The sequence below is a fragment of the Streptomyces indicus genome (assembly GCF_900100315.1).
GTDB lineage: Bacteria > Actinomycetota > Actinomycetes > Streptomycetales > Streptomycetaceae > Streptomyces > Streptomyces indicus.
On the sequence record NZ_FNFF01000001.1, the window covers coordinates 696,954 to 722,448 of the forward strand.

General features: G+C 71.8%; 22 protein-coding genes and 1 riboswitch. Of the genes, 6 read left to right on the forward strand and 16 right to left on the reverse strand.

Annotation, left to right across the window (positions count from 1 at the left end; genetic code table 11):
- Nucleotides 1-265 precede the first annotated feature (265 nt).
- The 4 genes from BLT97_RS38370 to BLT97_RS03175 all read left to right on the forward strand — a co-directional run bounded on the left by BLT97_RS38370 (nucleotide 266) and on the right by BLT97_RS03175 (nucleotide 4,058).
- On the forward strand, nucleotides 266-709 hold the full coding sequence (locus BLT97_RS38370) for a hypothetical protein (protein ID WP_245769109.1): 444 nt from the start codon (nucleotides 266-268) through the stop codon (nucleotides 707-709).
- A gap of 631 nt (nucleotides 710-1,340) precedes the next feature.
- The gene (locus tag BLT97_RS38375; RefSeq protein WP_245769175.1) at nucleotides 1,341-2,096 is read left to right on the forward strand and encodes a pentapeptide repeat-containing protein; all 756 of its coding nucleotides are present in this window, start codon (nucleotides 1,341-1,343) and stop codon (nucleotides 2,094-2,096) included.
- A 62-nt stretch (nucleotides 2,097-2,158) separates the two neighbouring features.
- The gene (locus BLT97_RS03170) at nucleotides 2,159-3,340 is read left to right on the forward strand and encodes a glutamate dehydrogenase (RefSeq protein WP_093607069.1); all 1,182 of its coding nucleotides are present in this window, start codon (nucleotides 2,159-2,161) and stop codon (nucleotides 3,338-3,340) included.
- 97 nt (nucleotides 3,341-3,437) lie between these two features.
- The gene (locus BLT97_RS03175) at nucleotides 3,438-4,058 is read left to right on the forward strand and encodes a TetR/AcrR family transcriptional regulator (RefSeq protein ID WP_176953621.1); all 621 of its coding nucleotides are present in this window, start codon (nucleotides 3,438-3,440) and stop codon (nucleotides 4,056-4,058) included.
- A gap of 87 nt (nucleotides 4,059-4,145) precedes the next feature.
- Here the strand turns inward: BLT97_RS03175 and BLT97_RS03180 are convergent, their stop codons facing one another.
- The gene (locus BLT97_RS03180; RefSeq protein WP_093607070.1) at nucleotides 4,146-4,913 is read right to left on the reverse strand and encodes an SIMPL domain-containing protein; all 768 of its coding nucleotides are present in this window, start codon (nucleotides 4,911-4,913) and stop codon (nucleotides 4,146-4,148) included.
- Between the two features lie 343 nt (nucleotides 4,914-5,256).
- Between BLT97_RS03180 and BLT97_RS03185 the strand changes: the two genes are divergently transcribed.
- Nucleotides 5,257-5,598, forward strand: coding sequence for an STAS domain-containing protein (locus BLT97_RS03185; RefSeq protein ID WP_093607071.1), 342 nt, complete (start codon nucleotides 5,257-5,259; stop codon nucleotides 5,596-5,598).
- A gap of 36 nt (nucleotides 5,599-5,634) precedes the next feature.
- On the opposite strand, the gene BLT97_RS03190 is transcribed toward BLT97_RS03185, so the two are convergent.
- From BLT97_RS03190 to BLT97_RS03200, 3 genes are all read right to left on the reverse strand, one after another.
- Nucleotides 5,635-6,444 carry an SGNH/GDSL hydrolase family protein gene (locus tag BLT97_RS03190; protein WP_245769110.1) on the reverse strand — a complete coding sequence of 270 codons (810 nt, stop codon included), beginning with the start codon at nucleotides 6,442-6,444 and terminating at the stop codon, nucleotides 5,635-5,637.
- Nucleotides 6,445-6,644: 200 nt separating this feature from the next.
- On the reverse strand, nucleotides 6,645-7,601 hold the full coding sequence (locus BLT97_RS03195) for a M23 family metallopeptidase (protein ID WP_093607073.1): 957 nt from the start codon (nucleotides 7,599-7,601) through the stop codon (nucleotides 6,645-6,647).
- 4 nt (nucleotides 7,602-7,605) lie between these two features.
- Nucleotides 7,606-7,780: riboswitch (cyclic di-AMP (ydaO/yuaA leader) on the reverse strand.
- A 264-nt stretch (nucleotides 7,781-8,044) separates the two neighbouring features.
- Nucleotides 8,045-10,135 (reverse strand): alpha-galactosidase, encoded by a 2,091-nt coding sequence (locus BLT97_RS03200; protein WP_093607074.1) that lies wholly within the window; start codon nucleotides 10,133-10,135, stop codon nucleotides 8,045-8,047.
- 253 nt (nucleotides 10,136-10,388) lie between these two features.
- Between BLT97_RS03200 and BLT97_RS03205 the strand changes: the two genes are divergently transcribed.
- A complete protein-coding gene (locus BLT97_RS03205) occupies nucleotides 10,389-11,186 on the forward strand; it encodes a tyrosine-protein phosphatase (RefSeq protein WP_093607075.1) in 798 nt (265 codons plus the stop codon).
- Nucleotides 11,187-11,239: 53 nt separating this feature from the next.
- Here the strand turns inward: BLT97_RS03205 and BLT97_RS37730 are convergent, their stop codons facing one another.
- The 12 genes from BLT97_RS37730 to hpnC form a co-directional block, all read right to left on the reverse strand.
- Nucleotides 11,240-11,398 carry a DUF6126 family protein gene (locus BLT97_RS37730; protein WP_176953622.1) on the reverse strand — a complete coding sequence of 53 codons (159 nt, stop codon included), beginning with the start codon at nucleotides 11,396-11,398 and terminating at the stop codon, nucleotides 11,240-11,242.
- Nucleotides 11,395-12,027 (reverse strand): helix-turn-helix domain-containing protein, encoded by a 633-nt coding sequence (locus tag BLT97_RS03210; protein ID WP_093607076.1) that lies wholly within the window; start codon nucleotides 12,025-12,027, stop codon nucleotides 11,395-11,397. Before BLT97_RS03210 ends, BLT97_RS37730 begins: the two co-directional genes overlap by 4 nt.
- A gap of 135 nt (nucleotides 12,028-12,162) precedes the next feature.
- Nucleotides 12,163-13,596, reverse strand: coding sequence for an aspartate aminotransferase family protein (locus tag BLT97_RS03215; protein WP_093607077.1), 1,434 nt, complete (start codon nucleotides 13,594-13,596; stop codon nucleotides 12,163-12,165).
- Nucleotides 13,593-15,482, reverse strand: a complete 1,890-nt coding sequence (gene dxs / locus BLT97_RS03220; RefSeq protein WP_093607078.1) for a 1-deoxy-D-xylulose-5-phosphate synthase — start codon at nucleotides 15,480-15,482, stop codon at nucleotides 13,593-13,595. The genes BLT97_RS03215 and dxs overlap by 4 nt, the downstream gene beginning before the upstream one ends.
- 124 nt (nucleotides 15,483-15,606) lie before the next feature.
- Nucleotides 15,607-16,761, reverse strand: a complete 1,155-nt coding sequence (gene ispG / locus BLT97_RS03225; RefSeq protein ID WP_093607740.1) for a flavodoxin-dependent (E)-4-hydroxy-3-methylbut-2-enyl-diphosphate synthase — start codon at nucleotides 16,759-16,761, stop codon at nucleotides 15,607-15,609.
- A 4-nt stretch (nucleotides 16,762-16,765) separates the two neighbouring features.
- Complete coding sequence (hpnH, locus tag BLT97_RS03230) at nucleotides 16,766-17,788, reverse strand: adenosyl-hopene transferase HpnH (RefSeq protein ID WP_093607079.1); 1,023 nt, start codon at nucleotides 17,786-17,788, stop codon at nucleotides 16,766-16,768.
- A 5-nt stretch (nucleotides 17,789-17,793) separates the two neighbouring features.
- Nucleotides 17,794-18,450 carry a phosphorylase family protein gene (locus BLT97_RS03235; protein ID WP_093607080.1) on the reverse strand — a complete coding sequence of 219 codons (657 nt, stop codon included), beginning with the start codon at nucleotides 18,448-18,450 and terminating at the stop codon, nucleotides 17,794-17,796.
- A complete protein-coding gene (gene shc, locus BLT97_RS03240; RefSeq protein WP_093607081.1) occupies nucleotides 18,450-20,417 on the reverse strand; it encodes a squalene--hopene cyclase in 1,968 nt (655 codons plus the stop codon). Before shc ends, BLT97_RS03235 begins: the two co-directional genes overlap by 1 nt.
- Before the next feature lie 171 nt (nucleotides 20,418-20,588).
- A complete protein-coding gene (locus BLT97_RS03245; RefSeq protein ID WP_093607082.1) occupies nucleotides 20,589-21,731 on the reverse strand; it encodes a polyprenyl synthetase family protein in 1,143 nt (380 codons plus the stop codon).
- Entirely contained in the window at nucleotides 21,728-23,128 is a 1,401-nt protein-coding gene (gene hpnE, locus BLT97_RS03250; RefSeq protein ID WP_093607083.1) for a hydroxysqualene dehydroxylase HpnE, read from the reverse strand. The genes BLT97_RS03245 and hpnE overlap by 4 nt, the downstream gene beginning before the upstream one ends.
- Before the next feature lie 181 nt (nucleotides 23,129-23,309).
- Nucleotides 23,310-24,260, reverse strand: coding sequence for a presqualene diphosphate synthase HpnD (gene hpnD, locus BLT97_RS03260; protein ID WP_093607085.1), 951 nt, complete (start codon nucleotides 24,258-24,260; stop codon nucleotides 23,310-23,312).
- Nucleotides 24,257-25,156: a squalene synthase HpnC gene (gene hpnC, locus BLT97_RS03265; RefSeq protein ID WP_093607086.1), complete on the reverse strand. Its 900-nt coding sequence runs from the start codon at nucleotides 25,154-25,156 to the stop codon at nucleotides 24,257-24,259. Before hpnC ends, hpnD begins: the two co-directional genes overlap by 4 nt.
- Nucleotides 25,157-25,495 lie beyond the last annotated feature (339 nt).

A 25,495-nucleotide genomic window follows, 5' to 3' on the forward strand; every position in this document is an offset into this window, starting at 1 on the left:
TCGCCCGGGGCCCGCCTCTCAACTCCTCCTGCGAGCCGCTCTCGAACCGTCGCCGGAGCGGCTCAGGGGCCGGATCGCACAGGTGCGCGTGCCGGCGGACGGTATGCCGTGGCGGGGCGGCGGCCGGCCTTGGCGCGGTTCGCTACTGCCATCGCAGGTGTGGCCACCACCATGACAGGTGGGACAGGGCCGCGGTGCGGGGCAGAGAGTGGCGGACAGGGCGGAGCACCGAACGTATGCCCGAGCCGCCCTAGAATGTCGCCCCGTGACCGTCGGCCCCGCACCCCACTCCGACCGCACGCCGGCGAAGGCCCGCGTGGCCGGTCTGCTCGGCGCGCTCGGTCTGTGCGGCGTGGCCTGGCTGGACACCTGGGCGGACGGGCCGACCGCCCACCTGGCCTTCGTCGCCTGGGCCGCCTTCGGCATCGGGGTCTGCACGGCCGGGATCATCCTGCAGTGCGGCCGCATCCGAGCGGACCGTGACGCCCGTGCCGAACGAAGCGGTTCCGCCGCCGACCCAATGGTCTCGCCCGCCCACACCCTCACCGAAGGGCCTGATTCCACCGCCTCGTCCGGGACCTCGCACAATGAGGGGATCGCCGCGGGTCTCGTACCCGCCCCACGACAGGAGAGCTCACCCGGTGTCACGCCAGCGCAGGAAGCCCACGCGTCAGGAACCCGAAACGCCGGGGAGGCCCGCGTCGGGTGACCGCAGGGAGGGTGCGCGCGGCTCGGGCGACGGCACGGGCGATGCGGTCGGCGGTACGGCGGGCACGCGCAGCTCGGGGGAACGCAAGGCGCGTACGGCCCATGCAGCGTCCGGCGGCGCGGGCGCGAAAGCGACGCAGGCCGGCACCGGCCGGAAGGCGGCCACCGGCGGCAGGGTGAGCCGAAGCAGCAGCGGCGAGAAGCCGCGTTCGGGTGTCGGGCCGCGAGGGACGAAGTCGACGCCTGGCAGCAACTCTCAAGCAACCAGGCGGACTTCGGGCAGCAACCCGCAAGGGACCAAGCCGACCTCGGGCAGCAAACCCGGCAGGACCGCCGATGATTTCGCCGCCGACAAGCGCACCTCGGGTACGCCGGCCCCCGGGAGCCCCAGGCCAACGGATAACGGACGCGGATCCGCCCGCAAGAAGCCCCGCTCACGCACCGCCAAGCCCACCCGCACCCAATCACCCTCCCCCACGTCCTCCCGAACCGCCCCCACCCAGCCCACCTCCACCCCACCCCGCCCCCTCCTCCCCCTCACCCCGAACAACCCCACCCCGAGCCACCCGACCCCCACCCACCCCGACCTCCAAGCAGACTGCGCCTCCTGCTTCGCGCTCTGTTGTGTCGCGCTGCCCTTCGCCAAGTCCGGTGACTTCGCCGTGAACAAGGCGGCCGGCACGCCCTGTCGCAATCTGCGGCAGGACCACCGCTGCGGCATCCACGCCGACCTGCGCGCGAAGGGGTTCACGGGCTGCACGGTGTTCGACTGCGCGGGCGCCGGCCAGAAGGTGTCCCAGGTGACCTTCGGCGGCGCGGACTGGCGTACGTCCCAGGGGACGGCGCGGCAGATGTTCGCGGTCTTCCCCGTGATGCGGCAGCTGCACGAGCTGCTCCGCTTCCTCGCCGAGGCCCTCACCCTGCCCGCCGCCCGCCCGGTCCACCGCGAGCTCCGCGCCGCGTACGAGAGGGTCGATGCCCTGACCCGGCAGAACGCCGGCACGCTCCTGGACACGGACGTCCCGGCCGTGCGCCACGAGGTCAACACCCTGCTCCTGCGCGCCGGCGACCTGCACCGCGCCCAGGCGCCCGGCCGCCCCCGCAACCACCGCGGCGCCGACCTCATGGGCGCGGATCTGGCCCGCGCCGACCTGCGCGGCGCGAGCCTGCGCGGGGCGCTGCTCGTCGCGGCCGATCTCAGCGGCGCGGATCTGCGCCAGGCCGATCTGATCGGGGCCGATCTGCGGGACGCGGACCTGTCCGGGGCCGACCTGCGCGACACCGTCTATCTGACGCAGTCCCAGCTGGTCGCGGCCAAGGGCGATGCCGCGACGCTCCTTCCGGACGGCCTGCACCGCCCCGCGCACTGGTCGCCCGCCGCGCGTTGACGGGCCGCGCGACGCCTCCCCATACTGAACGGCCGATCAGTAGCCGCCCGTACGGAGGCACCATGCCCGACACCCCACTGCTCACCCTCACGTGGACCGACCACGTCACCGGACGCCAAGGGCACCTGGTGGTGGACCGGCTCGTGCGCGGGGTCTGCAGCGGCGGACTGCGGATGCGCCCGGGCTGCACCCTGGACGAAGTGGCGGGCCTGGCGCGCGGGATGTCCATGAAGGAGGCCCTGCACCACCGGCCCGGCGCGCGGTACATCCCGCTCGGCGGCGCCAAGGGCGGCATCGACTGCGACCCGCGCGACCCCGAGGCGTACGGCGTCCTCGTGCGCTATCTACAGGCGGTGCGCCCCTATGTGGAGAGCTTCTGGACCACTGGCGAGGACCTCGGCCTCACCCAGGACGTGGTCGACAAGGCCATGGCGGAGGCCGGGCTCGTCTCCTCCGTGCAGGCCGTCTACCCGCTGCTCGAGGACGAGACCGAGGCGCGGAGGCGACTCGCCGCGGCGTTCGCGCTGCGGGTGGACGGCATCGGCCTGGACGAACTCGTCGGCGGCTGCGGCGTCGCGGAGTCCGTGCTGACCGCCCTGGACCGCGCGGGCGTCCCGTACGAGGGGACCCGCGTCGCCGTCCAGGGGCTCGGCACGATGGGCGGTGCGACCGCGCGCTTCCTGGCCCGGGCCGGGCTGAAGGTGGTGGCCGTGGCCGACGTCCGGGGCACGGTCGCGAACCCGGAGGGCCTCGACGTCGAGGCACTGCTCGCCGCGCGCGACGCGTACGGAGCGGTGGACCGCACGGCGCTGCGGCCCGCCGACCGTCAACTGCCGGGCGACGCCTGGCTGTCGGTGGAGGCCGACGTGCTGGTGCCCGCGGCGGTCTCGTACGCGATCGACGCCGCGAACCAGGAGCGGATCACCGCCCGCTGGATCGTCGAGGCGGCGAACATGCCGGTGCTGCCCGAGGCCGAGGCGCTGCTCGCCGCGCGCGGGATCACAGTGCTGCCGGACGTGGTGGTCAACTCCGGTACCAACGCCTGGTGGTGGTGGACGCTGTTCGGGGACATCGGTGCCGATGCCGAGGAGGCGTTCGCATACACCCGCCGTGCGCTGCGCGATCTGGTCGGGGCGGTGCTCGACCGCGCCGCGGCGGACGGCGGCACCCCGCGCGCGGCGGCGCACGCCCTCGCGGGCGAGCGACAGGCCGAGATCGACGCGCGCTACGGCCCGTACCGCTGAAGTGCCCGGGATGTACCGCTGAAGTGCCCGGCCCGTACCGCTGAGGCGCCCGAACCCCCGCTCACCCGCCGCGTTGATCGCCAACTAGGGTGACGGTGTGGCCAGGGTCCGTCTGAGTGTGCAGGAGCGACGCGAGGAACTCCTGCGTGCCGCCGTCGAGCAGATCGAGGAGCGCGGTGTCGCCGCGGTCCGGATCGCCGATGTCGCCGCCTCGCTCGGCGTCAGCAACGCCCTGGTCCTGTACCACTTCTCGACCAAGGAGAAGCTGGTCGCCGCCGCCTTCGCGCATGCCGCGCAGGGCGACCTCGCCCATCTCCACAAGCTGCTCGGCCGCCGCACCACGGCCCTGCGCCGGCTGCGCGCGGCCATCCGCTGGTACGCGCCGACCGGCAGCGCCAAGGGCTGGCGGCTGTGGATCGAGGGCTGGGCCGCGGGGCAGCGCGAACCGCAGCTGCGCCGGGTGACCCGCGACCTCGACCGGCAGTGGAAGAACGCGCTCGCGGGTGTGATCGCCGAGGGCGTCGCGGCGGGCGAGTTCACCTGCCCCGATCCGGCCGCCACCGCACTGCGCCTGACCGCGCTCCTGGACGGTCTCGCGGTGCAGAACACCGCGTACGCCAAAGGCCCTTCGCGCACGGCCATGCTGACCTGGGTGGACGACGCACTGGCCGGTGAACTCGGCCTGGACCGAGGGTCGTTCGCCCGCTCCGGCCGCTGAACACAGCGCGCCGCGCCACCACGCAAGCGCCGACACGAACGCGGCCCGGCGGATCGAGTCCACCGGGCCGCGCGGAACCGCCTCGCCTCAGCGCAGTTCGTACACCTCGGTCACCGACACACGGTCCTCGACCTCGCCGGGCGCGACCGGCACGCCCTCCTTGTCGAACTGGACCGCGGGCAGCGCCACCGGGCGCGGTGCGCCGCTGTCGCCCTCGTTCACGGAGACCAGACGCCCGAGCTTCATCCCGCTCAGCTTCGCGTACTGGGCCGCCTTGGCGTGGGCGTCGCGGTGTGCGGCGCTGCGGGCCCGCTCGCGCAGTCCGCCCGTGTCGGCGACGTCGAAGGCCACCGAGTGGATGCGGCCCGCGTCACCGGCCGCGTCCATCACGTCCTGAAGGACCACGCCGGTCTTGTCGATGTCTCGCACGCGCACCGAGAAGACCTGCCCCGCCTGGTAGCCGGTGACCTTGCTGCCGCCGTCGGGGTCGTGCTGCGTGACCGCGGAGACGTTGAGGCTCTCGGTGCGGATGTCCCGCTCCTCGACGCCCTGCTTGCGCACGGCGTCGAGCATCGCCTCGGAGGCCTTGTTCTGTGCGGTCAGCGCCGCCTGCGCGGTCTTCGCGGTGGTCTCGACACCGATGTGCAGGATGGCGATGTCGGGCTTCGCGGTGGCCTGACCGTCTCCGGTGACGGTCACGGTGGTCGGCGCGGGGGCCGCGGCGCGCTGCGGCGCGGAAGCCGCCGCGGGCTCCGCGGCGAGCGCCGGGGCCGCGCCCGCCGCCAGCATGCCGCCGGCGAGCAGAGCTGCCGCGGCGGTGCGCACGGCGAGCGGGGACGAGGGTCGTACGGCCATGGGTGTGGACCTTCCGGTGAGGTGGCGCGCGCACCCGGCCTGCGCGGCCGTGCGCGCGGACATCCCAGCACCGTCGGCCCGGCCCGGGGCCGCGCCACTCCCGCCCGCGGCGGAGCATCACCTCACCGGTCCAGCCACCCTTCGGAGGGCCCGATGCGGCAAGACGTCAAGAGGTACACATCAGATTCACGCCATCGAGTGACTGCCCTCCGGCGCACCTCCCCGCCCGTATGCAAGCCGCTTAGATTCGGCGCCGGACACCCCGGCCCCTGGTGTCGCCCGACGAGGCAGCACACGACCTGGGGGCAAGGTGTTTCCCTACACCCGACGGCCCGCACCCCTCATGCGACGCGACGGCGACCGGCTCACCGTGGAGCTGCACGGCGAGCTCGACGTCGCCATGGTCCTGGACATCGAGGATCCGCTGCTCCAGGAGCTGCGCCTGCCCACGTCCGAACTCGTCCTGGACATCCGCCTGTTGACCTTCGTCGACTGCAGCGGCATCGCCCTCATCGAGCGGCTGCGGCGGCGCCTCGAACTCACCGACGGCTCGATGGTCCTGGTGTGCACCGACCCGTTCGTGCTGCGCATCCTCAGCTACCTGGGCGTACCGGAGACCATCCCGGTCCTCGAGGCCCCTCCGCACCACTCGCACGGGGCACCCTCCGCACCGGAGAGCGGCTGACCCGCCCGAGCCGGTGCGGATACGGCCCGTCCTGCGCTACAGCGGCAGCAGATCCGGCCGCTTCGCCGCCACGTGGTCCCCGGAGGACTCCCCGCGCAGCCGGCGCCCGATCCACGGCACCAGGTACTCGCGCGCCCACTGGATGTCGTCCCGGCGCACCTCGAGCGCCCTGCGCGGCGGCAGCTCGGGCCAGGGCTGGTCGGGGTCGGCGGGCACGTCGAGGCCGAGCACCTGGGCGGCGCGCAGCGCGACACGGGTGTGCCCCTCGGGCGACAGGTGCAGCCGGTCGTGGTCCCAGGCGCGCCGGTCCTGCACCGAGCGCAGCGACCAGAGGTCGAGCACGGGGCACTCGTAGCGGTCGGCGATGGCCCGCACGTGCGCGGTGTACGTGGCGATCTTGCCGCGCAGGTGCCGGAGCACCGGGACATTGCGGGTATCGAAGCCGGTCGTCACGACGACGGTGCCGACCGAGGAGGTGAGGTCGGCGACGGCCCGCTCGAAGCGCTCGGCCACGTCGTCGGGGTCGGTGCCGGGGCGGATGATGTCGTTCCCGCCGGCGCAGAAGGTGATCAGCTCCGGGGCGAGGGCCTTCGCGCGCGGCACCTGGTCCTCGACGATCTGGTCGAGGAGCTTTCCGCGCACCGCGAGGTTGGCGTAGCGGAAGCTGTGCTCGGGATGGCGGTCGGCCAGCAGGACGGCGAGCCGGTCGGCCCAGCCGACGAAGGCCCCGTCCGGGCCCGGGTCGCCGACGCCTTCGGTGAAGCTGTCGCCGATGGCCACATAGGAGGCGAAAACCGCCGGGGTCACGGCGGCGCTGGGTGCTGGTGTCGTCGAATCGTCTGCCACGTCGGCATATTTTTCACCGCGGGACGTGACCTACGCCACCGTAGGTGCCCCTTGACGACTCGTGAGATAGGACACTCGTAAAGTCTCGACCAACCTGGAATAGACCGTTTCACGACGAATGCCCGGGTTACGGAGCCGCAGTGGCTCCGCAACCCGGGCATTTCTCGCCGACGAGCCGACCGGGACGCCGGTCGGACGGGTCAGAGCGAGACGCCGTGCGAGCGCAGGTAGGCGACGGGGTCCACGTCCGAGCCGTAGCCCGGACCGGTGCGGACCTCGAAGTGCAGGTGCGGACCGGTGGAGTTGCCGGTCGAGCCGACGTTGCCGATCTGCGTGCCGCCGGAGACGGTCTGGCCGGTGGACACCGACAGCTGCGACATGTGGGCGTACTGCGAGTAGTGGCCGTCGGCGTGCCGGATGACGACCTCGTTGCCGTACGAGCCGCTCCAGCCCGCGGAGACCACGGTGCCCGCACCGATGGCCTTCACCGGGGTGCCGGAGGCGGCCGCGAAGTCGGTGCCGGTGTGGTAGCCGCTGGACCACATGGAGCCCGCGGTGCGGTACTGCGTGGAGACACCGGCGGCGACCGGGGCGGTGAAGCCGGAGGTCGTGGCGGCGGCCTGCTCGGCCTTGGGGGCGGGGGCCTCGGCGGCCGGGGCCTTCTCGCGCTCGGCGGAGCCGGAGGACTGCGCCGCGGGCTTCGGGGCGGGCTTCGGGGCGGACTTCTGCTCACCTGCCGAGTCGGCCGCGGCCTTCACGGCGGCACCGACCTTGAGCTTCAGACCGGGGTGGATCAGCTCGGGGTTGTCACCGACGGCCTTCTTGTTCGCGGCGTAGAGCGGCTGCCAGCCGCCGTCGATGTCCTGGTCGGCGGCTATCGCGGAGAGCGAGTCGCCGGCGACGACGGTGTACGTCTCGGTGGCGGACCCGGCCTTCTTGACCGGGGCGCTCTGGACCGGGGCGCTCTGGACGGCCACGTTCTGCACGGCGGTGTTCTGCACGGACGCCTGGGCCGCGCCGGCGGTCTGCGGTGCGGCGTTCGCGCCCGTCGCGCCGAGCAGCGGCAGGGCGAGGGCGGCTCCGCCCGTGCCGGCGACGGCGAACGAGCGGGTGAGGCGGGCGGACTTCGGACGGCGGTGCTTACCCTTCGCGGGCATGGCGGATTCCTCTCCGGCGCCTGCGAGGTGAGCTGTCGGGTTCGGGCTGGAGCTGCCCGGCCGCCGTGAGGCGACTGCACCCCAAGCCGCTCCGGTGGGACCGGAGTCGGCGTCGTGCCTTCGGGTCCCCCGCTCCTGCCGTGCACGGGTGAGTGGCCTGGATCCGGCGGCGGCAGGATTGGGCGTCCACCGGATGCCGCAGAACGTAAGCGAGCGGTACGCCGGAAAACAAACACCTCAATTCCCTTGGACCACACAGAAGCTGATCCATTCCGGGAATTGCCGTGACACTCCGTGGAGGAACGATCTTTACCGTGCGGATACCCAGCGGAATTCACGGAAGAAGATCGCCACACACCGTCACGAATATGATCCCGCTCACGCCGCGAACCCCACCGCCCTTTAATTCAGGGCCAGTTATGCCTTAGGTCCTGAAACGGTCATTAGGGGCGGACGCGACGGAACCGGTAGACACCGGCATCGAAGTCGCCCTTGAGGCCGGTCCGCAGTCCGTGGTGCAGGAGCACGGCACCGCGCTGCACCTCGTCCGTCCCGACGCGCGCGTACGAGGCGTCGGCGTCGAGCCCGCGCAGCCGCACCCGGGGCACGGGCTTCCCGTACCGCTGCGCCTGGAGCCAGCCGAGCACCACGACCTCGTCGCCGCGTACGTACTGCACCGCGCTGAGCCCGCCGCGCGGAGGCAGCAGCCGGTACAGGTCTCCGAGCTGCACGGTGTCCCGTATGTCCTTGTAGAGCGAGACCCATACGCGCGCCTCGTCGAGTTCCTGAGGGCTCCAGGCGGCGAGGTCGCCGCCCACGCCGAGCACCCCCGCCATGGCGCTGACGAAGCGGAAACGCAGGGAGCTGACCCGGTCGTTCAGCTGCACGTTCGGACTGTCGGTGACCCAGGCCGCCATCACCCGCGCGGGGTGGATATGGGTGAAGCCATGCTGAATGTCCAGGCGGTCGAGCGGGTCGGTGTTGTCGGAGATCCACACCTGGTCGGTGCGGCTCAGGACGCCGAGGTCGATCCGGCCGCCACCGCCCGAACAGGACTCGAAGGCCACCGAGGGATGGGCCGCGCGCAGCCGGTCGAGCAGTCGGTAGAAGGCATGCACATGCTCATTCCACAGCTTCTGCGGATAGGGCTCGTCCGGCCATCCGGCGTCCGTGAAACACCGGTTGAAGTCCCACTTCACATAGTCGACGGGCACGGCGGAAAGCAGCCCGTGCAGCTGCTCCCACAGATACGCCTGGACATCTTCGCGGGCCAGATTGAGCACCAGTTGGTTACGGAATTCGGTCCGGGTGCGTCCGGAATGGTGTTGGACCCAGTCCGGATGCGCCCGGTACAGATCACTGTCGGGGTTCACCATCTCCGGTTCCACCCAGATGCCGAACTGCATCCCCAGCGCGTGCACCTCGTCCGCGAGCGGCTTCAGACCGCCGGGGAAGCGCTCGGGGTTGGGGGTCCAGTCGCCGAGCCCGGCCCGGTCGTTCACGCGCGCGCCGAACCACGCGTCGTCCACGACGAACAGCTCGACGCCCGTCTCGGCGGCGCGCCGGGCGAGTTCGAGCTGCTGGGGCGCCGAGATGTCGAAGCCGGTGGCCTCCCACGAGTTGAAGAGCACCGGCCGTACCCGGTCCGCGTCCGGGATCACGTACGCGCGCTGATACGCGTGCCAGGCCCGGCTCGCACCACCGAAGCCGCCGCCGCTCCACAACCCGGCGAACACGGGCGTACGCCAGGTCCGTCCGGGCTCGAGCAGCACCTGCCCGGAGGCGTCGTGCCCGGTGCCGCCGGTGATCTGCACCAGCCCGCCGGGCAGTTTCTGTACGGCGATCCGCCACGCCCCCGACCACGCGAGCGCACAGCTGTAGACCTCGCCCTGCTCCTCCCCCGCCCCCTCGGCGTCCAGCGCCACCCACGGCAGGTACTGGTGGCCGGTGTGCCCTCGCCGGCTGCCGATCACATGCTCGCCGTACGCGAGCGGCACCTGCTCCACGCGCGACTCGGCGGCCCAGCGCCCGTGCAGCTGGGTGAGCCGCCAGGCCTCGCGCTCGGGCAGAGTCCACGCCGCGGAGTCCGCCCGCAACACCTCCACGGCCGGCCCTGTCCCCTCATGGACGAGCTCGGCGGACCGCTCGACGACATCGCCGCGCATCGCGTAGCGCAGGGTGATCCGCAAGCCGTGCAGCGCGTCGGTGAAGCCGAGCGCCAGCCCGCCGTCCTCCTGGGCCGCGCTCGCGAACTGCCACTCGGTACCGCGTACTTGGGGCGTCCGCACGGACAGCGCGGGCCGTACGAACCGCGGCCCGCCCTCGACGGGGTACTCCTCACGCCCGTCCAGCCGCGACTCGAACGGCCAGTCGGCGGGCCCGGGTTCGGCCGCGAGCGCCTCGGCGTCGGCGAGGGCGATGCGCGGGCCCCAGTGCAGATGCACCAGCTCGGCGCGCTCCGTCAGCATCATCGCGTAACTGCTGGTGGGCCCCGAGAGCAGCCATACGCGCCCGTCCCCGCCGACCTCGGTCATCGAGCCCCACCCATTCCCGCACATTCCGACAGGACCACTCAGGTACGCACATCATCGAGGCGTCGGGAGCGCCCCCGCAATGGCGCGGTCCGCAGCGTTCACCGGGATTTCGCCCATACCGACCGGACAGCATGGACCCCCGGCCGCAGATGATTGCCTGAGGAAGCCATGTCGTATCGTCGATGGCGCGTGCACCCGATGCGCAGCACGCCGCCGGCCGCTCCGGCGGCGGACCACCGTGGGAGGAGCCCCCGTGACGCAGCAGATCCCGTCGACAGAGCCGGAACTCGCCGGGGTACGCAACTTCCGCGACGTGGGCGGTCTGCCGACCGTCGACGGCAGGCGCGTGCGCCACGGCGTCCTGTTCCGCAGCGGTCACCTGGCCCACGCGACCGCCACGGACGCCGAGTTCCTCGGCTCGCTCGGCCTGCACACGATCTTCGACTTCCGCAACGCAGCGGACCAGAAGCTCGAGGGCGCCGATGTCGAGCTGCCCGGGGTGCGCAATCTCAACCTGCCGCTGACCGACCCGGCCGACGGAGCCGAGTTCTGGCAGATGGTCCGCGACGGCCATGTGGACCAGCTGCGCGAGCTCCTCGGCGACGGCAAGGCCGCGGCCCGTATGTCCGCCACGTACCGCGCCATCGTCCGCGAGCGCACCGCCGACCACACCCGGGTGCTCGCCGAGCTCGCCGAGGACAGCGTGCCGGCGCTCATGCACTGCGCAGCCGGCAAGGACCGGGCGGGCCTGTCGATCGCGGTGACGCTGCTCGCGATCGGGGTCGAGCGCGAGGCGATCATCGCCGACTACCTGGAGTCCAACGCCAAGCACCGCCGCTACAAGGTGCGCCGCTCCAGCGACGCCCCCGAGGCCTGGTCGCCGGAGGTCATGGAGCTGCTCAGCCCGCTGTTCGACGCGCGCGCCGAGTACCTGGAGGCGGCCTTCGACGAGATGGAGCAGAACTGGGGCTCCGTCGAGCGGTACCTGGAGGAGGGACTGGGCGCCACGCCCGAGCTGCGCGAGAAGCTGCGGGCGAAGCTCCTCGACTGACGGGTCGGGGGCGCCGGACCACCGCGTCCGCGCGGACTCGGCGCCCCGCTTCCCTACTGGTTCTTCGCCCCGAGCTCGAAGAGCAGGAACAGGAAGAACGCCACGAAGTGCCCGACGACCAGATAGACGAACAGGCGGATCGCCAGGCCGCGCGGGAACTTGTCCTCGATGAACCGGCGGGCCTTGCCGCCGTCCTGGGGTTCGGTGCTCATCGTGCGCCTCCGGCCGTACGGGGGTGGGTGCCGCCGAGGCACAGCGCGTCGGCCGGGCTCTGCAACAGCGTGTGGACGAAGAGGAGTTCGGCGCCTTCGCGTTCCGCTGCGGCGATGCGGTGCGGGGTGGCGGAGTCGAAGTGGGCGCTGTCGCCCGGCTCCAAGGTGTACGAGGTGTCCGCGAGACGCAGCCGCAGCCGGCCGCTCAGCACGTGCAGCCACTCCTCGCCGGGATGCACGCGCACGATGTCGCCCTGCGCGCCGTACGGGACCTGCACGCGCAGGGCCTGCATGCCGCGCCCGGGCGCCCCGGCCTGGCGGTAGGTCCAGCCGCCCGCCACGCTCGGCTCGGCCTCGGCGGCCCGGATCACGGACTGGCGTTCGGCGGGGGTCTCGCCGAGGAGCTCGGAGACCGTCGTACCGTAGACCCGTGCCAGCGTGAGCAGCATCGGCAGCGAGGGCTGGCGGTGACCGGTCTCGAGCCGGGACAGGTGCGCGGGCGACAGGCCCGCGGAAGCGGCGGCCGCTTCGAGCGTGAGCGCGGCGCGGCGGCGCAGCGCCCGCAGCTGGGGCGCGACGCCGAGCAGCGCTTCGGACTGCTCCGGTGCCGCGGGGTCGGCAGGACTCATGCTGTCGATTGAGCCAGAGCTTTGCCCCTGCGGCAAATTACTTGCCTCAGAGGCAAAAGCCCGAGCCGAAACCCGAGCTGCGGGCTCCGAGCTGAGAGCCCCGAGCCCGCAGCACGCGTGCCAGCCGGGTGGCGGCTACCGGTTCGCGACCGCCTGCTTCACCAAGGTCTTCCCGAAGTCCCACATGAGGGTCCCGCCGCTGTGCGCGTCGTCCATCACCGCGGTGAACGCCTCGACGAAGCGGTCGACCTCCCGCTCCCCGATCACCAGCGGCGGGATCAGCTTGATGACCTCCAGGTGGTCGCCGGAGACCTGCGTGAGGATCCGGTGCTTCTGCAAAAGCGGCACCACGACCATCTGCGCGAACAGCCCCTTGCGGGCGACCTGGAGGGCGGCCCAACGGCTGCGCAGCTTGAGGGAGTTCGGCCGGCCGAACTCGATCCCGACCATGAGCCCGCGGCCGCGTACGTCGTGCAGCAGCTCGTAGCGGTCCACGAGCGCCGCGAGCCGTGACTTCAGGAGCTCACCCGTGGCCCGCGCGTTCGCCACGGTCTGCTCGTCCTCCATGACCGTGAGCACCGCGAGCCCCGCCGCCATCGCCTGGGCGTTGGAGCCGAAGCTCGCGGAGTGCACGAGAACCCGGTCCATGGACGAGTAGACCTTCTTGAAGATCCAGTCCTTGCCGAGGGTCGCGCCGACCGGCACATAGCCGCCGGACAGCGCCTTGGCCACGCACACGAGGTCCGGCTCCACCCCGTCCTCGTGCTGGTACGCGTAGAAGTCGCCCGTCCTGCCGAGGCCCGTCTGCACCTCGTCGGCGATGAGCAGCGCCTTGTGCCGGTGCAGCAGCTCCTGGGCCGCGCGCAGATAGCCGGGCGGCACCTCATGGACGCCCTTGCCCTGGATCGGCTCGACGATCAGGCCCGCGACATCGCCCTTCTTCAACTCCCTTGCCAGCGCGTCCAGATCGCCGAGCTCGACCGCGGTGTCCGGCAGCAGGGGCGCGAAGCCGTCCCGGAAGCCGCTCTCGCCGTTGACCGAGAGCGAGCCGGTGGTCAGGCCGTGGAAGGCATGGGTGCAGTAGAGGATGCGCGGTTTCCCGGTGGCGTACCGGGCGAACTTCAGGGCGGTCTCCACCGCCTCCGTGCCGCTGTTGCCGAAGAACACCCGGTCCAGGTGCGGTGAGTGCGCGAGCAGCTTCTCGGCGAGCAGGCCGGGCAGCGGCTGGCAGTCGAAGCGGGTGAGGTCGGCGAGCGAGGCGTCGAGGACGTCGTGCAGGGCCTTGCGGACGACGGGGTGGTGCCGGCCGAGGCCCATCACGCCGAACCCGGCGAGCATGTCCAGGTAGTCCTGGCCCTCGGAGTCCCAGAAGTACGCGCCCTCGGCCCGCTCGTAGACCTTGTCGAAGCCGATGGTGTGCAGCATGCGCGGCAGCTGGTGGTTGAGGTGGCGGCTGTGCAGCTCGTAGCGTTCGGCGCCGCGCTCGGCAAGGAGTCTGCCCAGGTCGAAGCCCTTGCCCGCCGCCTCGCCGCGGCCCGTATCGCCCCGCTCGACGACCTCGTCCGTCATCCTTCGCTTCCTTCTTTCTGCTTGCGGTCCCAGGTGGCCCCGATCCGCCCCGCGATGTCGACGGCGGTGAGCCCCAGGTCGGCGAGGAGTTCGCCGCGCTTGGCGTGGGCGAGGAACTGCTCGGGGATGCCGAAGGTCCGTACCGGGAGATCCACCTCGGCGTCCTGGAGCGACTGGGTGACCGCCGAACCGACCCCGGATGTACGGCTGTTGTCCTCCACGACCGCCACCATCCGGTGCCCGGCGGCCAGGTCGGGCAGCGCGGGGTCGACCGGCTTGACCCAGCGGGGGTCGACCACCGTGCAGCCGATGCCGCGGCCTTCGAGCAGCTCGGCCGCCTTGAGGCAGACCGGGGCCATCACGCCCACGGCGACCAGCAGCACGTCCTCGCCCGGCCCGCGGTGCAGCACGTCCAGACCGCCCACGCGGTCGAGCGCCGGGATCTCGGGGCCGACCGACTCCTTCGGGAAACGCACGAGCGTGGGCGCGTCGTCCACGTCCACCGCCTCCCTGAGCTGGGCGCGCAGCTGCGCGGCGTCGCGCGGCGCGGCGATCCTGAGGCCGGGCACGACCTGGAGCACCGACAGGTCCCACATGCCGTTGTGCGAAGCCCCGTCGGCGCCCGTGACACCGGCCCGGTCCAGCACGAAGGTGACCCCGCATTTGTGCAGGGCGACATCCATCAGGAGCTGGTCGAAGGCGCGGTTGAGGAAGGTGGCGTAGATCGCGACCACCGGGTGCAGCCCGCCGGTCGCGAGCCCGGCCGCCGACACCGCCGCGTGCTGCTCGGCGATCCCGACGTCCCACACACGGTCGGGGAACCGTTCGGCGAACGCGCCGAGCCCGACCGGGTGCAGCATCGCCGCCGTGATCGCCACGACGTCGGGCCGCTCCTCGCCGATCCGTACGATCTCGTCGCCGAACACCGAGGTCCAGGAAGGGCCGTTGGAGGGTGCGAGCGGTTCGCAGGTGAGCGGGTCCATCACGCCGACGGTGTGGAAGTGGTCCTCCTCGTGCGCGAGCGCCGGCTCGTAGCCGCGGCCCTTCTCGGTGAGGCAGTGCACGAGCACCGGACCGTGGAACCGCTTGGCGCGGCTGAGCGCCGACTCGACGGCCGCGATGTCGTGCCCGTCGATCGGCCCCACGTACTTGAGTCCGAGGTCCTCGAACATGCCCTGGGGCGCGAAGGCGTCCTTGAAGCCCTTCTTCGCGCCGTGCAGCGACTCGTAGAGCGGCTGGCCGATGACGGGGGTGTGTTGCAGAACCTCCTTGCCCCAGGCCAGGAACCGCTCGTAGCCGTCGGTGGTCCGCAGCGTCGCGAGGTGGTTGGCGAGGCCGCCGATGGTCGGGGCGTACGAGCGCTCGTTGTCGTTGACGACGATGATCAGCGGGCGGTCCTTGGCGGCGGCGATGTTGTTGAGCGCCTCCCAGGCCATGCCGCCGGTCAGCGCCCCGTCGCCGATGACGGCGACGACATGGCCGCCGTCGCCACGTACTTGAGCGGCCTTGGCGAGCCCGTCGGCCCAGCCGAGCGCCGTGGAGGCGTGGCTGTTCTCGACGATGTCGTGCTCCGACTCCTCGCGCGAGGGGTAGCCGGAGAGGCCGCCCTTGCCGCGCAGCTTGGAGAAGTCCTGCCGGCCGGTGAGCAGTTTGTGCACATAGCTCTGGTGGCCCGTGTCCCAGACCAGGCGGTCGACCGGTGAGTCGAACACCCGGTGCAGCGCGATGGAGAGCTCCACCACGCCCAGGTTGGGCCCGAGATGGCCCCCGGTGCGGGCCACCGCGTGCACCAGGAACTCCCTGATCTCCTCGGCCAGTTCGGCCAGTTCCTCCTCGGCCAGCGCCTTCACGTCGCGCGGCCCCCGGATGGTCTCCAGGATCGTCACGCCGGGCCCCCTCTCGGTTGGGTTGCTCAACTCGTGCTCGACCGCGTGCCCTTCGGCCCGCCCGCGTACCGTCCGGCTCGTCCGCGAGCCTCGTGACACGGCGGCGCGCCCTGAGGCAAGCGCCTCACTGCACGGTGACGGCGGGTTCCCCGGAAGCCACGCCGTCCTTCTCCATCTGTTCGGCGATCTTCATGGCCTCGTCGATCAGCGTCTCGACGATCTTCGACTCGGGCACGGTCCTGACGACCTCGCCCTTGACGAAGATCTGTCCCTTGCCGTTGCCGGACGCGACCCCGAGGTCCGCTTCCCGCGCCTCGCCCGGACCGTTCACCACACAGCCCATGACCGCGACCCGCAGCGGCACCTCCATGCCGTCGAGCCCGGCCGTGACCTCGTCGGCCAGCTTGTAGACGTCGACCTGGGCGCGGCCGCAGGAGGGGCAGGAGACGATTTCCAGGCGGCGTTCCCTGAGCCCCAGCGACTGGAGGATCTGCAGCCCCACCTTGACCTCCTCGGCCGGGGGTGCCGACAGCGAGACCCGGATGGTGTCACCGATGCCTTCGGACAGCAACGCACCGAACGCCACAGCGGACTTCACCGTCCCCTGGAACGCGGGGCCCGCTTCCGTCACGCCGAGGTGCAGCGGGTAGTCGCAGGCGGCCGCGAGCTGCCGGTACGCCTGGATCATCACGACCGGGTCGTTGTGCTTGACCGAGATCTTGATGTCGCGGAACCCGTGCTCCTCGAAGAGCGAGGCCTCCCACAGCGCCGATTCCACCAGCGCCTCGGGGGTCGCCCTGCCGTACTTCTCCAGGATGCGGCGGTCCAGCGAGCCCGCGTTGACGCCGATACGGATCGGGGTGCCGGCGGCCGCGGCGGCCCGCGCGATCTCCTTCACCTTGTCGTCGAACTGCTTGATGTTGCCCGGGTTCACCCGGACCGCCGCACACCCCGCGTCGATGGCCGCGAACACGTACTTCGGCTGGAAGTGGATGTCCGCGATCACCGGGATCTGCGACTTGCGCGCGATGGTCGCGAGGGCGTCCGCGTCGTCCTGCGTGGGGCAGGCGACCCGGACGATCTCGCAGCCGGAGGCGGTGAGTTCGGCGATCTGCTGGAGGGTCGCGCCGATGTCCGAGGTCCGTGTGGTCGTCATGGACTGCACGGACACCGGGGCGTCCCCGCCGACCGCCACCGAACCCACGTGGATCTGCCGTGCCCGGCGCCGCTCGGCGAGCCTGACCGGGACGGACGGGATCCCCAACGCCACGGGCTCCATCACGTCACCCGCGGTTTCCGTTGACGGTCTCGCGCATGGCCCGCAGCGACTCCTTGAGGGAGCCCATGGTGGCGAGCACGGCCGTCGGCTCGTAACCGCAGTGCGCCATGCAGTTGGCGCAACGCGGGTCCTTGCCGCGGCCGTACGCGTCCCAGTCGGTCTCCTCGATGAGCTGCCGGTACGTGGGCACATAGCCGTCGCTCATCAGGTAGCAGGGCTTCTGCCAGCCGAACAGCGAGTAGTTGGGGATCGCCCACGCGGTGCACGGGAAGTCCACCTTGCCCTCGAGGAAGTCGAGGAACAGCGGCGAGTGGTTGAGCCGCCAGCGCCGCCGGTTGCCGCCCGCGAAGGCCTTCTTGAACAGCTCCCGGGTCTGCTCCACACCCAGGAAGTGCTCCTGGTCGGGCGCCTTCTCGTAGGCGTACGCGGGAGACAGCATCATCTCGTCGACCTGGAGGTCGTCGTTGAGGAAGTTGAGCACCTCGATGATGGTCTGCGGGGTGTCCGTGTTGAAGAAGGTCGAGTTGGTGGTGACACGGAAGCCGCGCTTCTTGGCCTCCTTGATCGCCGCCACGGCCTCGTCGAACACGCCCTCCTTGGCGACGGATTCATCGTGCCGCTCCCGCATTCCGTCGATGTGCACGGCGAACGCGAAAAAGGGCGAGGGCTTGAACTTGTCCATCTTCTTACGGAGCAGCATCGCGTTGGTGCAGAGGAACACGTACTTCTTCTTCGCCACCAACTGCCGCACGATCTCGTCGATCTGCGGATGCATCAGCGGTTCGCCGCCGGCGATGGACACCATCGGCGCACCGGATTCGAGCACCGCCCCGACGGCCTGCGCCACGGGCATCCGCTGCTTGAGCACCCCGGCCGGGTGCTGGATCTTGCCGCAGCCCTCGCATTTGAGATTGCACGCGTAGAGCGGCTCGAGCTCCACGATGAGCGGGAACTTGTCGCGCTTGCGCAGCTTCTGCTCGGCAAGATAGGTCGCGACCTTGATGGACTGTCGAAGGGGCATGGCCATCTGGCTCACCTCCGGGGGAGCAGCAAAGAACGGTGCCATTCATGGAAAGCGGGAAGTACGGAGCGAAGAACGCGGAAAGCAGATATTCCACCGCGCACCGTGCTGATCCGTACGAGTTCATGTTCCGGGGCGTCCACGACCACCCGGACGGCCGCAACCGGGCGCAGCCCTCCGGCGAAGGCACGGTCGCGGGCGGTGCGCAGGGTCGCGGCCGACTCCATGTCGACCGCGATCGAGCCCCGGGCGAGCAACTCGGCGCGTTCGTGGCCGCGTACGACGTGATCGGAGCCGGTCAGGGGTCCGGTGTGCACGGTCCGGCCGGGCACGGCCTTGACCAGCTCCTTGACGAGCAGCTCCGTTCCCTCGCAGGGCGTGCTGCCCCGATGGTCCACGGTCTGTTCGGCGACCACCAGGTCGCCCGGGTGCATTCCGGGCGCGAGACCGGCGCAGAAGCCGGTGGCGATCACCGCGGCGCCCCTGAGCGCGTCGTCGTCGAGGGTGCGCCCGACGGCGCGCTCGGCGGCCTTGGGTCCCATGCCGGTCCGCAGCACGGTGACCGGTCCGGCGGCACCGCCGCGCTCGCCGCTGCGCAGGGCGAACTTCTCGATGCCCAGCGCGCAGGCGATGAGCAGCGGGGCAACCGGCTCGTGCGTGGTGCTCATCAACCCCCCTCGTGCCCGTGCCCGTTGAGGTAACGACCGAGGGCGGTGAGCGGGAACACCTGCCGGTACAGGTGGTAGTTGATGGAGAAGTCCCAGGGGAAGCCGGTGCCGGTGAAGTACGGCTCGTCCCAGCTGCCGTCCGGGCGCTGGGTCTCGGCCAGCCAGGCGATGCCGCGCTCGACGGCCTTGGAGTCCCGCTCCCCCGCCGCGAGCAGCGCGAGCAGCGCCCAGGCGGTCTGCGACGCGGTGGACTCCCCGCGCGCGACCCAGGACTCGTCCACGTACGAGCGCAGGTCCTCGCCCCAGCCGCCGTCGTCGTTCTGCACCGACTCCAGCCAGGCGACGGCCCGGCGGATCGCCGGGTGTGCGGCGGGCAGTCCGGCGGCGACGAGCGCGGGCACCACGGACCCGGTCCCGTACAGGTAGTTGACGCCCCAGCGCCCGAACCAGGCGCCGCTGGGCTCCTGTTCGGCGAGCAGCCAGGTGATGCCGCGCCGGGTCCGCGGGTCGTGCGCCTTGCCCTCGCCCGCGAGGAACTCGACGACATGCGCGGTGACATCGGCCGACGGCGGGTCGATGACCTCGCCGAAGTCGCAGAACGGCAGGCGGTTGGGGAACGGGCTGGTGTTGTCCACGTCGAACGCGCCCCAGGCGCCGTTCTTCGACTGCATCCCGTACGTCCACGTCGTGGCCCGCTTGATCGCGGCGTCCACGCGCGCGGGATCCGGATGCCGTACGCGGCGCAGCGCGAGGGCGACCTCGGCGGTGTCGTCGATGTCCGGGTAGTTGTCGTTGTGGAACTCGAACGCCCACCCGCCCGGCGCCAGTTGGGGCCTGCGCACCGACCAGTCGCCGGGCCGTGCGATCTCCTCGGCCAGCATCCAGTCGACGGCCTTCACCAGCGCCGGATGGTCGGCGGGCAGCCCCGCGTCGGCCAGCGCGATGGTGGCGAGGCAGGTGTCCCACACGGGCGACTGGCAGGCCTCGATCATCCGCGCCCCGTCCTCGCGCCACACCGCGAACCGGTCGAGCGAGGCGAGCCCTTCGCGCAGCACCGGGTGGTCGAGGTCGTAGCCGAGGAGGTGGAGGGCGATCACGGAGTACACGGCGGGCGGCTGGATCCCGCCCCAGCAGCCGTCGTTCTCCTGCCGCTCGATGATCCAGCGGGCCGCCGAGCGCATGGCCATGCGCCGCAGACCCGGCACCGCCACTTTGTGGTAGGCGTGCAGCGCCTTGTCGAGCCGCTGGAACACGCCGTCCCAACTGGCCGCGGGGGCCAGGGGCTTGGCCGGGTTCGGGTCGCGCGCGTCGGTGTGCAGCTCGTCCAGCGGGAAGGGCGCCGGCCGTACCGGGCGCTTCGCCGAGACGATGGTGAGCGGCACGATGGTCTGGCGTGCCCAGCAGCCGAAGTCGTAGATGTTGAGCGGGAACCACTTCGGCAGGTAGATGAGCTCCGGCGGGAGTTCGGGCAGGTCCTCCCACTTCCACCAGCCGAACAGCGCCAGCCAGATCCGCGTGAACACCCGCGCGGAGGCGATGCCGCCCTGCGCGCGGATCCATGCGGAGGCCTTCGCCATGTGCGCGGCCTCGGGGTCGTCCCCCGCGAGCCGCAGCGCGACGTACGCCTCGATCGTCGTGGACAGCTCGCCGGGGCCGCCGTAGAAAGTGGCCCAGGTGCCGTCCGCCCGCTGCTCGCCACGGATGAACAGCGCGGAGGCCCGGGTGGTCTCCTCGTCCCTGATGCCGAGGAACTGCCGCAGGAGCAGGTCCTCGGCGTCCATCGTCACGTTGGTCTCGAGGTCGCCCTTCCACCAGCCTTCGGTGTCCTGGTGGGCGAGCAGATACTCGATGGCACGCTGATTGGCCTGCTGCGCCCCGTCGGGCACGGCAGGGATACGGGCGGATTCAGTGGCCGCGGGAGCACGGGGCGGGATGGCCCCGGCACTGCCGTCGGTCGTCGCTGTCATGGCTTCCCCTTCGTGCAGTTGGCTTGCTGCTGTGCTGGGGTTAGCCGTCGGCCGATGCCTTGACTTGCTGCGTCAGTGCTCCGACTGCTGCGACTGCTCTGTCACTGCTGTCGAGGCACCGGCCGGCGACTGCGAGTCATATGAGGCTGCTGTTCCGCTGGGTGATGACGATCATCTCTTCCGTACGACGACGAAGTCGGCGAGCGCCGCGAGCTGGGCCCTGACCGACTCGGGCATGGCCACGCTCTCGATCGCTTGCAGGGCGATGGTGTGCTGGCGCCGGGCCTCCTGGGCCGTCCACTCGCGTCCGCCCGCCTGCTCGATGAGCGCGGCGCGGTGCGCGAACTCCGCCTCGGAGAAGTTCTCGAAGTCGTTGGACTTGGCGTCGGCGGCAAGCAGCCGGCCGAGTTCCTCGGAAGCCTCGCCGCCGGCGGCGAGCGCGGCCACCACCGGCAGGGACTTCTTGCGCTGGCGCAGATCGCTCCAGGTCTGCTTGCCGGTGGACTCCGGGTCGCCCCAGATGCCCAGCAGGTCGTCGACGGCCTGGAAGGCGAGCCCGAGGTGGTAGCCGTACTTCTCGAGGGTGTCCGCCGTCCTGTCGTCCGCGCCGCCGAGGACCGCGCCGATGGAGACGGCGCAGGCGAGCAGCGCGCCCGTCTTGTTGCCCTCCATCTCCAGGCACTCCTCGACGGTGACCCGCTCGCGGTGCTCGTAGGAGATGTCCTGTGCCTGGCCGTCGATGAGGGCGCGGGTCGCCGTGGTGAGGCGGCGCGCGGCGCGGCCGGCCTCGACGGTGTCGAGTTCGAGCAGCACCTCGTTGGCCAGGGCGAACAGCGCGTCGCCGACGAGGATCGCCTGCGCGGGGCCGTGCACCTTCCACACGGTGTCGCGGTGGCGGCGCTGTTCGTCGCCGTCCATCAGGTCGTCGTGCAGGAGCGAGAAGTTGTGCACCAGCTCGACCGCGACCGCGCCGGGGACGCCGACCTCGGGCGCGGCGCCCGCGGCCTCGGCGGAGAGCAGCGCGAGCGCGGGACGTACGGCCTTGCCGCCGTCGCCGTCGGAGGGGCGGCCCTCGGCGTCGATCCAGCCGAAGTGGTACGCGGCGACCGTGTCCATCGGCGGCGCGAGCCGGTCGACGGCGGCGCGCAGCACCGGCGTGGCCAGGGTCCGGCCGCGCTCGAGCAGAGCGGCCACGTCGACGGCGGCCTCCTCCTGCCCGTGGTCGGCAACCGCCTTGGCCGAAGGCTCAGTCGGCACTGTCTCTCCTCTTCCGATGGTGGTGCTGGTGGTTCCGTCGGTGATGCCGGTCCTCATGCCGCCTCCTCGAACAGGTGGCCGTGGGGGCGGCCCAGGGCACCGAGTGCGGCCCGTGCGGCCGCTGCGCCGCTGCGGACGGCGCTCTCCATGGTCGCGGGCCATTTGGTGTCGGTCCACGCGCCGGCCAGGTAGAGGCCGGGGGCGCGGGTGCGGGGTCCGGGCCTGAGCCGGCCCACGCCCGGCGCGGGGGCGAAGGTGGCCGTGCGCTCGCGCGTGACGAAGAAGTCGCGTACGGCAGCGCCGCGGGCCGCGGGCAACAATCGTTTCAGCTCGGGCAGATACCGCTCGCGCAGCTCGGCGACCGGGGTCTCGATCTCGTTCTGCGCCACGGACTGCGACACGGCGAGGTACTGCCCGCCGCCGCTGAGACCGGAGGCCTCCGTACGGTCGAACACCCACTGGACGGGGGTGCCGAGCGCGGCGAAGAAGGGCTGCCTGAGCACCTTGCGGTCGTAGATCACATGCAGGTTGAGGATCGGCGCGGTGCCGATCTCCAGGAGCTGGTCCTTGGCGTCGAGCGCGCCGTCGGGCAGCAGCTCGTGGGCCTCGCGCTGCGGGACCGCGAGCACGACGGTGTCCGCCGCCAGCTCCTCGCCGTCCGTCCGCACGCGCCAGCCTCCCGCTTCCGTACGGGAGAGGCCCGCGACCTTGGCGCGCAGCTCCGTGCGCACCCCGGCCTTGTCGAGCGCCAGGCGGGCCAGCCGGTCGTGCAGGTCGCCGAGCGGGACGCGGGCCCAGCCGATGTCGGCGGCGCCCGGCTCGGAGAGCAGCCCGGTCTTGAACACCATGGCGGCCAGGCCCAGCGAGGAGTCACCGGCCACGGCATTCAGCGTGGCGATGCCGACCAGGTCCCACAGCGCCTCGACGGCGCGCGCGGACTGCCCGTGGCGGGCGAGCCAGCTGCCGAAGTCCTCGTCGTCGAGGGCCGGGTCGGCCAGGTCGAGCGCCTTGAGCGCGAGCGCCGCGCGGCCCACCTTGGCGCGCTCGGCGAGCGAGAGGTGCGGATACGTGGCGAGGCTGCGGGCCAGGTGCAGGGGCACCGGGAGTCCCGCCCTGCGCAGCCGGCCGAGCCGGGGGCTCGGGGCCGCGACGTCGAGCACGGGCACGTCGAGCCGGTCCTGGAGCGGTGCGAGGGCGGCGCCGTCCACGCGGTCGAGGAACCAGCGGTACGCCGTGCAGCAGCGCAGATAGACATGCTGGCCGTTGTCCACGGTGAGGTCGCCGCGGCGGAAGGAGAACGCGAGTCCGCCGAGCCGCGGGCGGCCTTCGAGCAGCGTGACCGAGAGGCCCGCGTCGGCGAGTCCGAGAGCCGCGGTGATCCCGGCGAGTCCGCCGCCGACGACCACCGCGGAGCGGCGCGCGTCGCTGTCGGCCTGCACTTCCTGCGCGGTCATACGCCCTCCCCCGCGGCAACGCCCGGGATGAACACCTGGTGGGTCATCTCAGTCAGGGACGCCGATCGCTCGTGGAGGGTTGCTTGCCGCTTGGGGGGATTTGCCCGGGCATCGCAGGGGATGCGGCCGTCGGCCGCGATGAGGAGACACACCCCGTACAAACCGCCAGGGGACCACATGGTCACGCCCTCCCGGCGGATGTGTGCCGGGCGATGCTGCGGGCGTCGAATCCGGACAGGCCGCGGACGGCCACGTAGGCCTTCTCGCGCCCGGGCAGGGAGACGCGGCCGCGCAGCACGGCCTCGGGGTCGCGCTCGATGCGGTCGAGGAGCCGGCGGTAGATGCCGGCCATCGCGGCCACGCAGGCGCCGCTGCGGCGGTCGAGCATCGGAAGGAGCCGGTAGCCCTCGGCGAACAGGGCGCGGGCGCGGCGCACTTCGAAGTGGACGAGGCCCGCGAAGTCCGATCCGGCGGGCGGCTCGGCGGAGGAGAAACCGGCCGAGCAGCCGAACTTGGCGAGGTCGTCGGAGGGCAGGTAGGTACGGCCGTTGCCGGCGTCCTCGCGAACGTCTCTGAGGATGTTGGTGAGTTGGAGGGCGAGGCCCAGCGTGTCGGCGTACTCGGGGGCGCGTTCGGTGTTGCGTGCGCCCGGCACGGTGCCGAACACGCCGAGCGACAGGCGGCCGATGGCGCCGGCCACGCAGCGGCAGTAGACCTTCAGGTCGTCCCAGGTCTCGTAGGTCTCGCCGCGTACGTCCATGAGGACGCCGTCGATGAGCTCGTCGAGCCCGTCGAGCGGGATCGGGAAGACGCGGGAGGCGTGGGCGAGCGCGACGCCCACCGGGTCGGTGTCGTCCTCGTCGATCCGGCCTTCGCGGATCCGCTGCAGGAGCGCGCGGGTCTCCTCCAGGCGGGCCTGCTTCACCTCGGGCGCGAGCGCGCCGTCACCGATGTCGTCGACGCGGCGCGAGAACGCGTAGAGCGCGGACATCGCGCGCCGCTTGGGCGTGGGCAGCAGCCGGATCCCGTAGGCGAAATTGCGCGCCTGCTGCCCGGTCACGGCCTCGCAGTAGCTGTACGCGGCGAGCACGGGGGCGCCGGCGGCGCTGAACTCCTCCACGGCCTCGCTCACCCCTCTCCACGGTCGGGTCGCAGGACGGCGCCCACCTCGCGCAGCAGCTGCGCCTTGGTGGGCTTGGGCGGGCCGGGCAGCACGTCGTACCCGGCGGCGGCGACGGCGCGCAGAGCCGCCCGTCCTCCGCCGACGAAGCCGGCGAGCAGCAGCTTCAGCCGGCCGTGGACGCTGCCCACGAGGGGCGTGCCCTCGGCGAGGAGTTCGCGGGCGCGTTCCGCTTCGTAGGCGATCAGGGAGCGCACGGCGGCGCCCGCGTGCGGCCGGGCCAGATCGGACTCCTGGACCGAGCAGCGCTTCATGTCCTCGGCGGGCAGGTAGATCCGGTCGCGGGCCAGGTCCTCGGAGACGTCCTGGAGGTGCTCGACGATCTGGAGCGCGGTGCACACCGCGTCCGAGCGCCGTACGCGCTCGGGGGTCTCGGTGCCGGTCACGGCCAGGACCAGGCGGCCCACGGGGTTCGCCGACAGCTCGCAGTACGCGAGGAGGTCGTCGTAGGTCCCGTAGCGGCTGACGAGCTGGTCCTGGCGGTTGGCGGCGATGAGGCCGAGGAACGGCTCGGGGGTCAGCGCGCGGCGGCGCACGGTGGGCTGCAGGCGCTGGAGCAGCGGGTGGCCGGGGCGGCCGTCGAAGACCTTGCGCAGGTCCTTCTCGAAGGCGTCCAGCATCGCGATCCGGTCGTCGCTCTGCGCGGGGTCGAGGCCGAGCGCCAGGGCGTCGGCGCCGCCGGGTGCCAGGTCACCGTCGCCGATGTCGTCGACGAGGCGGGCGAAGCCGTAGACCGCCATCAGGTCCTCGCGCCAGGCCCTGGGCAGAAAAAACGGGGCCACCGGGAAGTTCTCGTCGGCGGCCTTGTCCAGTGTCGCGCGCTCTTGGACGCCAGGGCTGCGCGTCATCGGCCGCCACCTGCGCGCAGGCGCGGCGAAGGGACGGCGAAACACTGTCGGAGCTGGGAGTTTTCCGTAGCCATGGCCGTCACTCTCCCGTTCTACACTGCCGACGCAATTCACTCTATTTCGGACACGCCATCCGACCGATCCAGCTTACGTTGTACAGCGCCGGGCGGAATGCCGGGGTGTTCTGCACATCACAACAACGCAGCGATTCATGTCAACCTTCCGCGCACACAAGGAAGTTGACCAGGAATTGACCCTGGGCGAGAACCCGGGTGCGCCGATGCAAGGCGGGACGCGGAAAAGCCCCGCCGGGGTTGCGACGGGGCTTTTCGCGTTCGA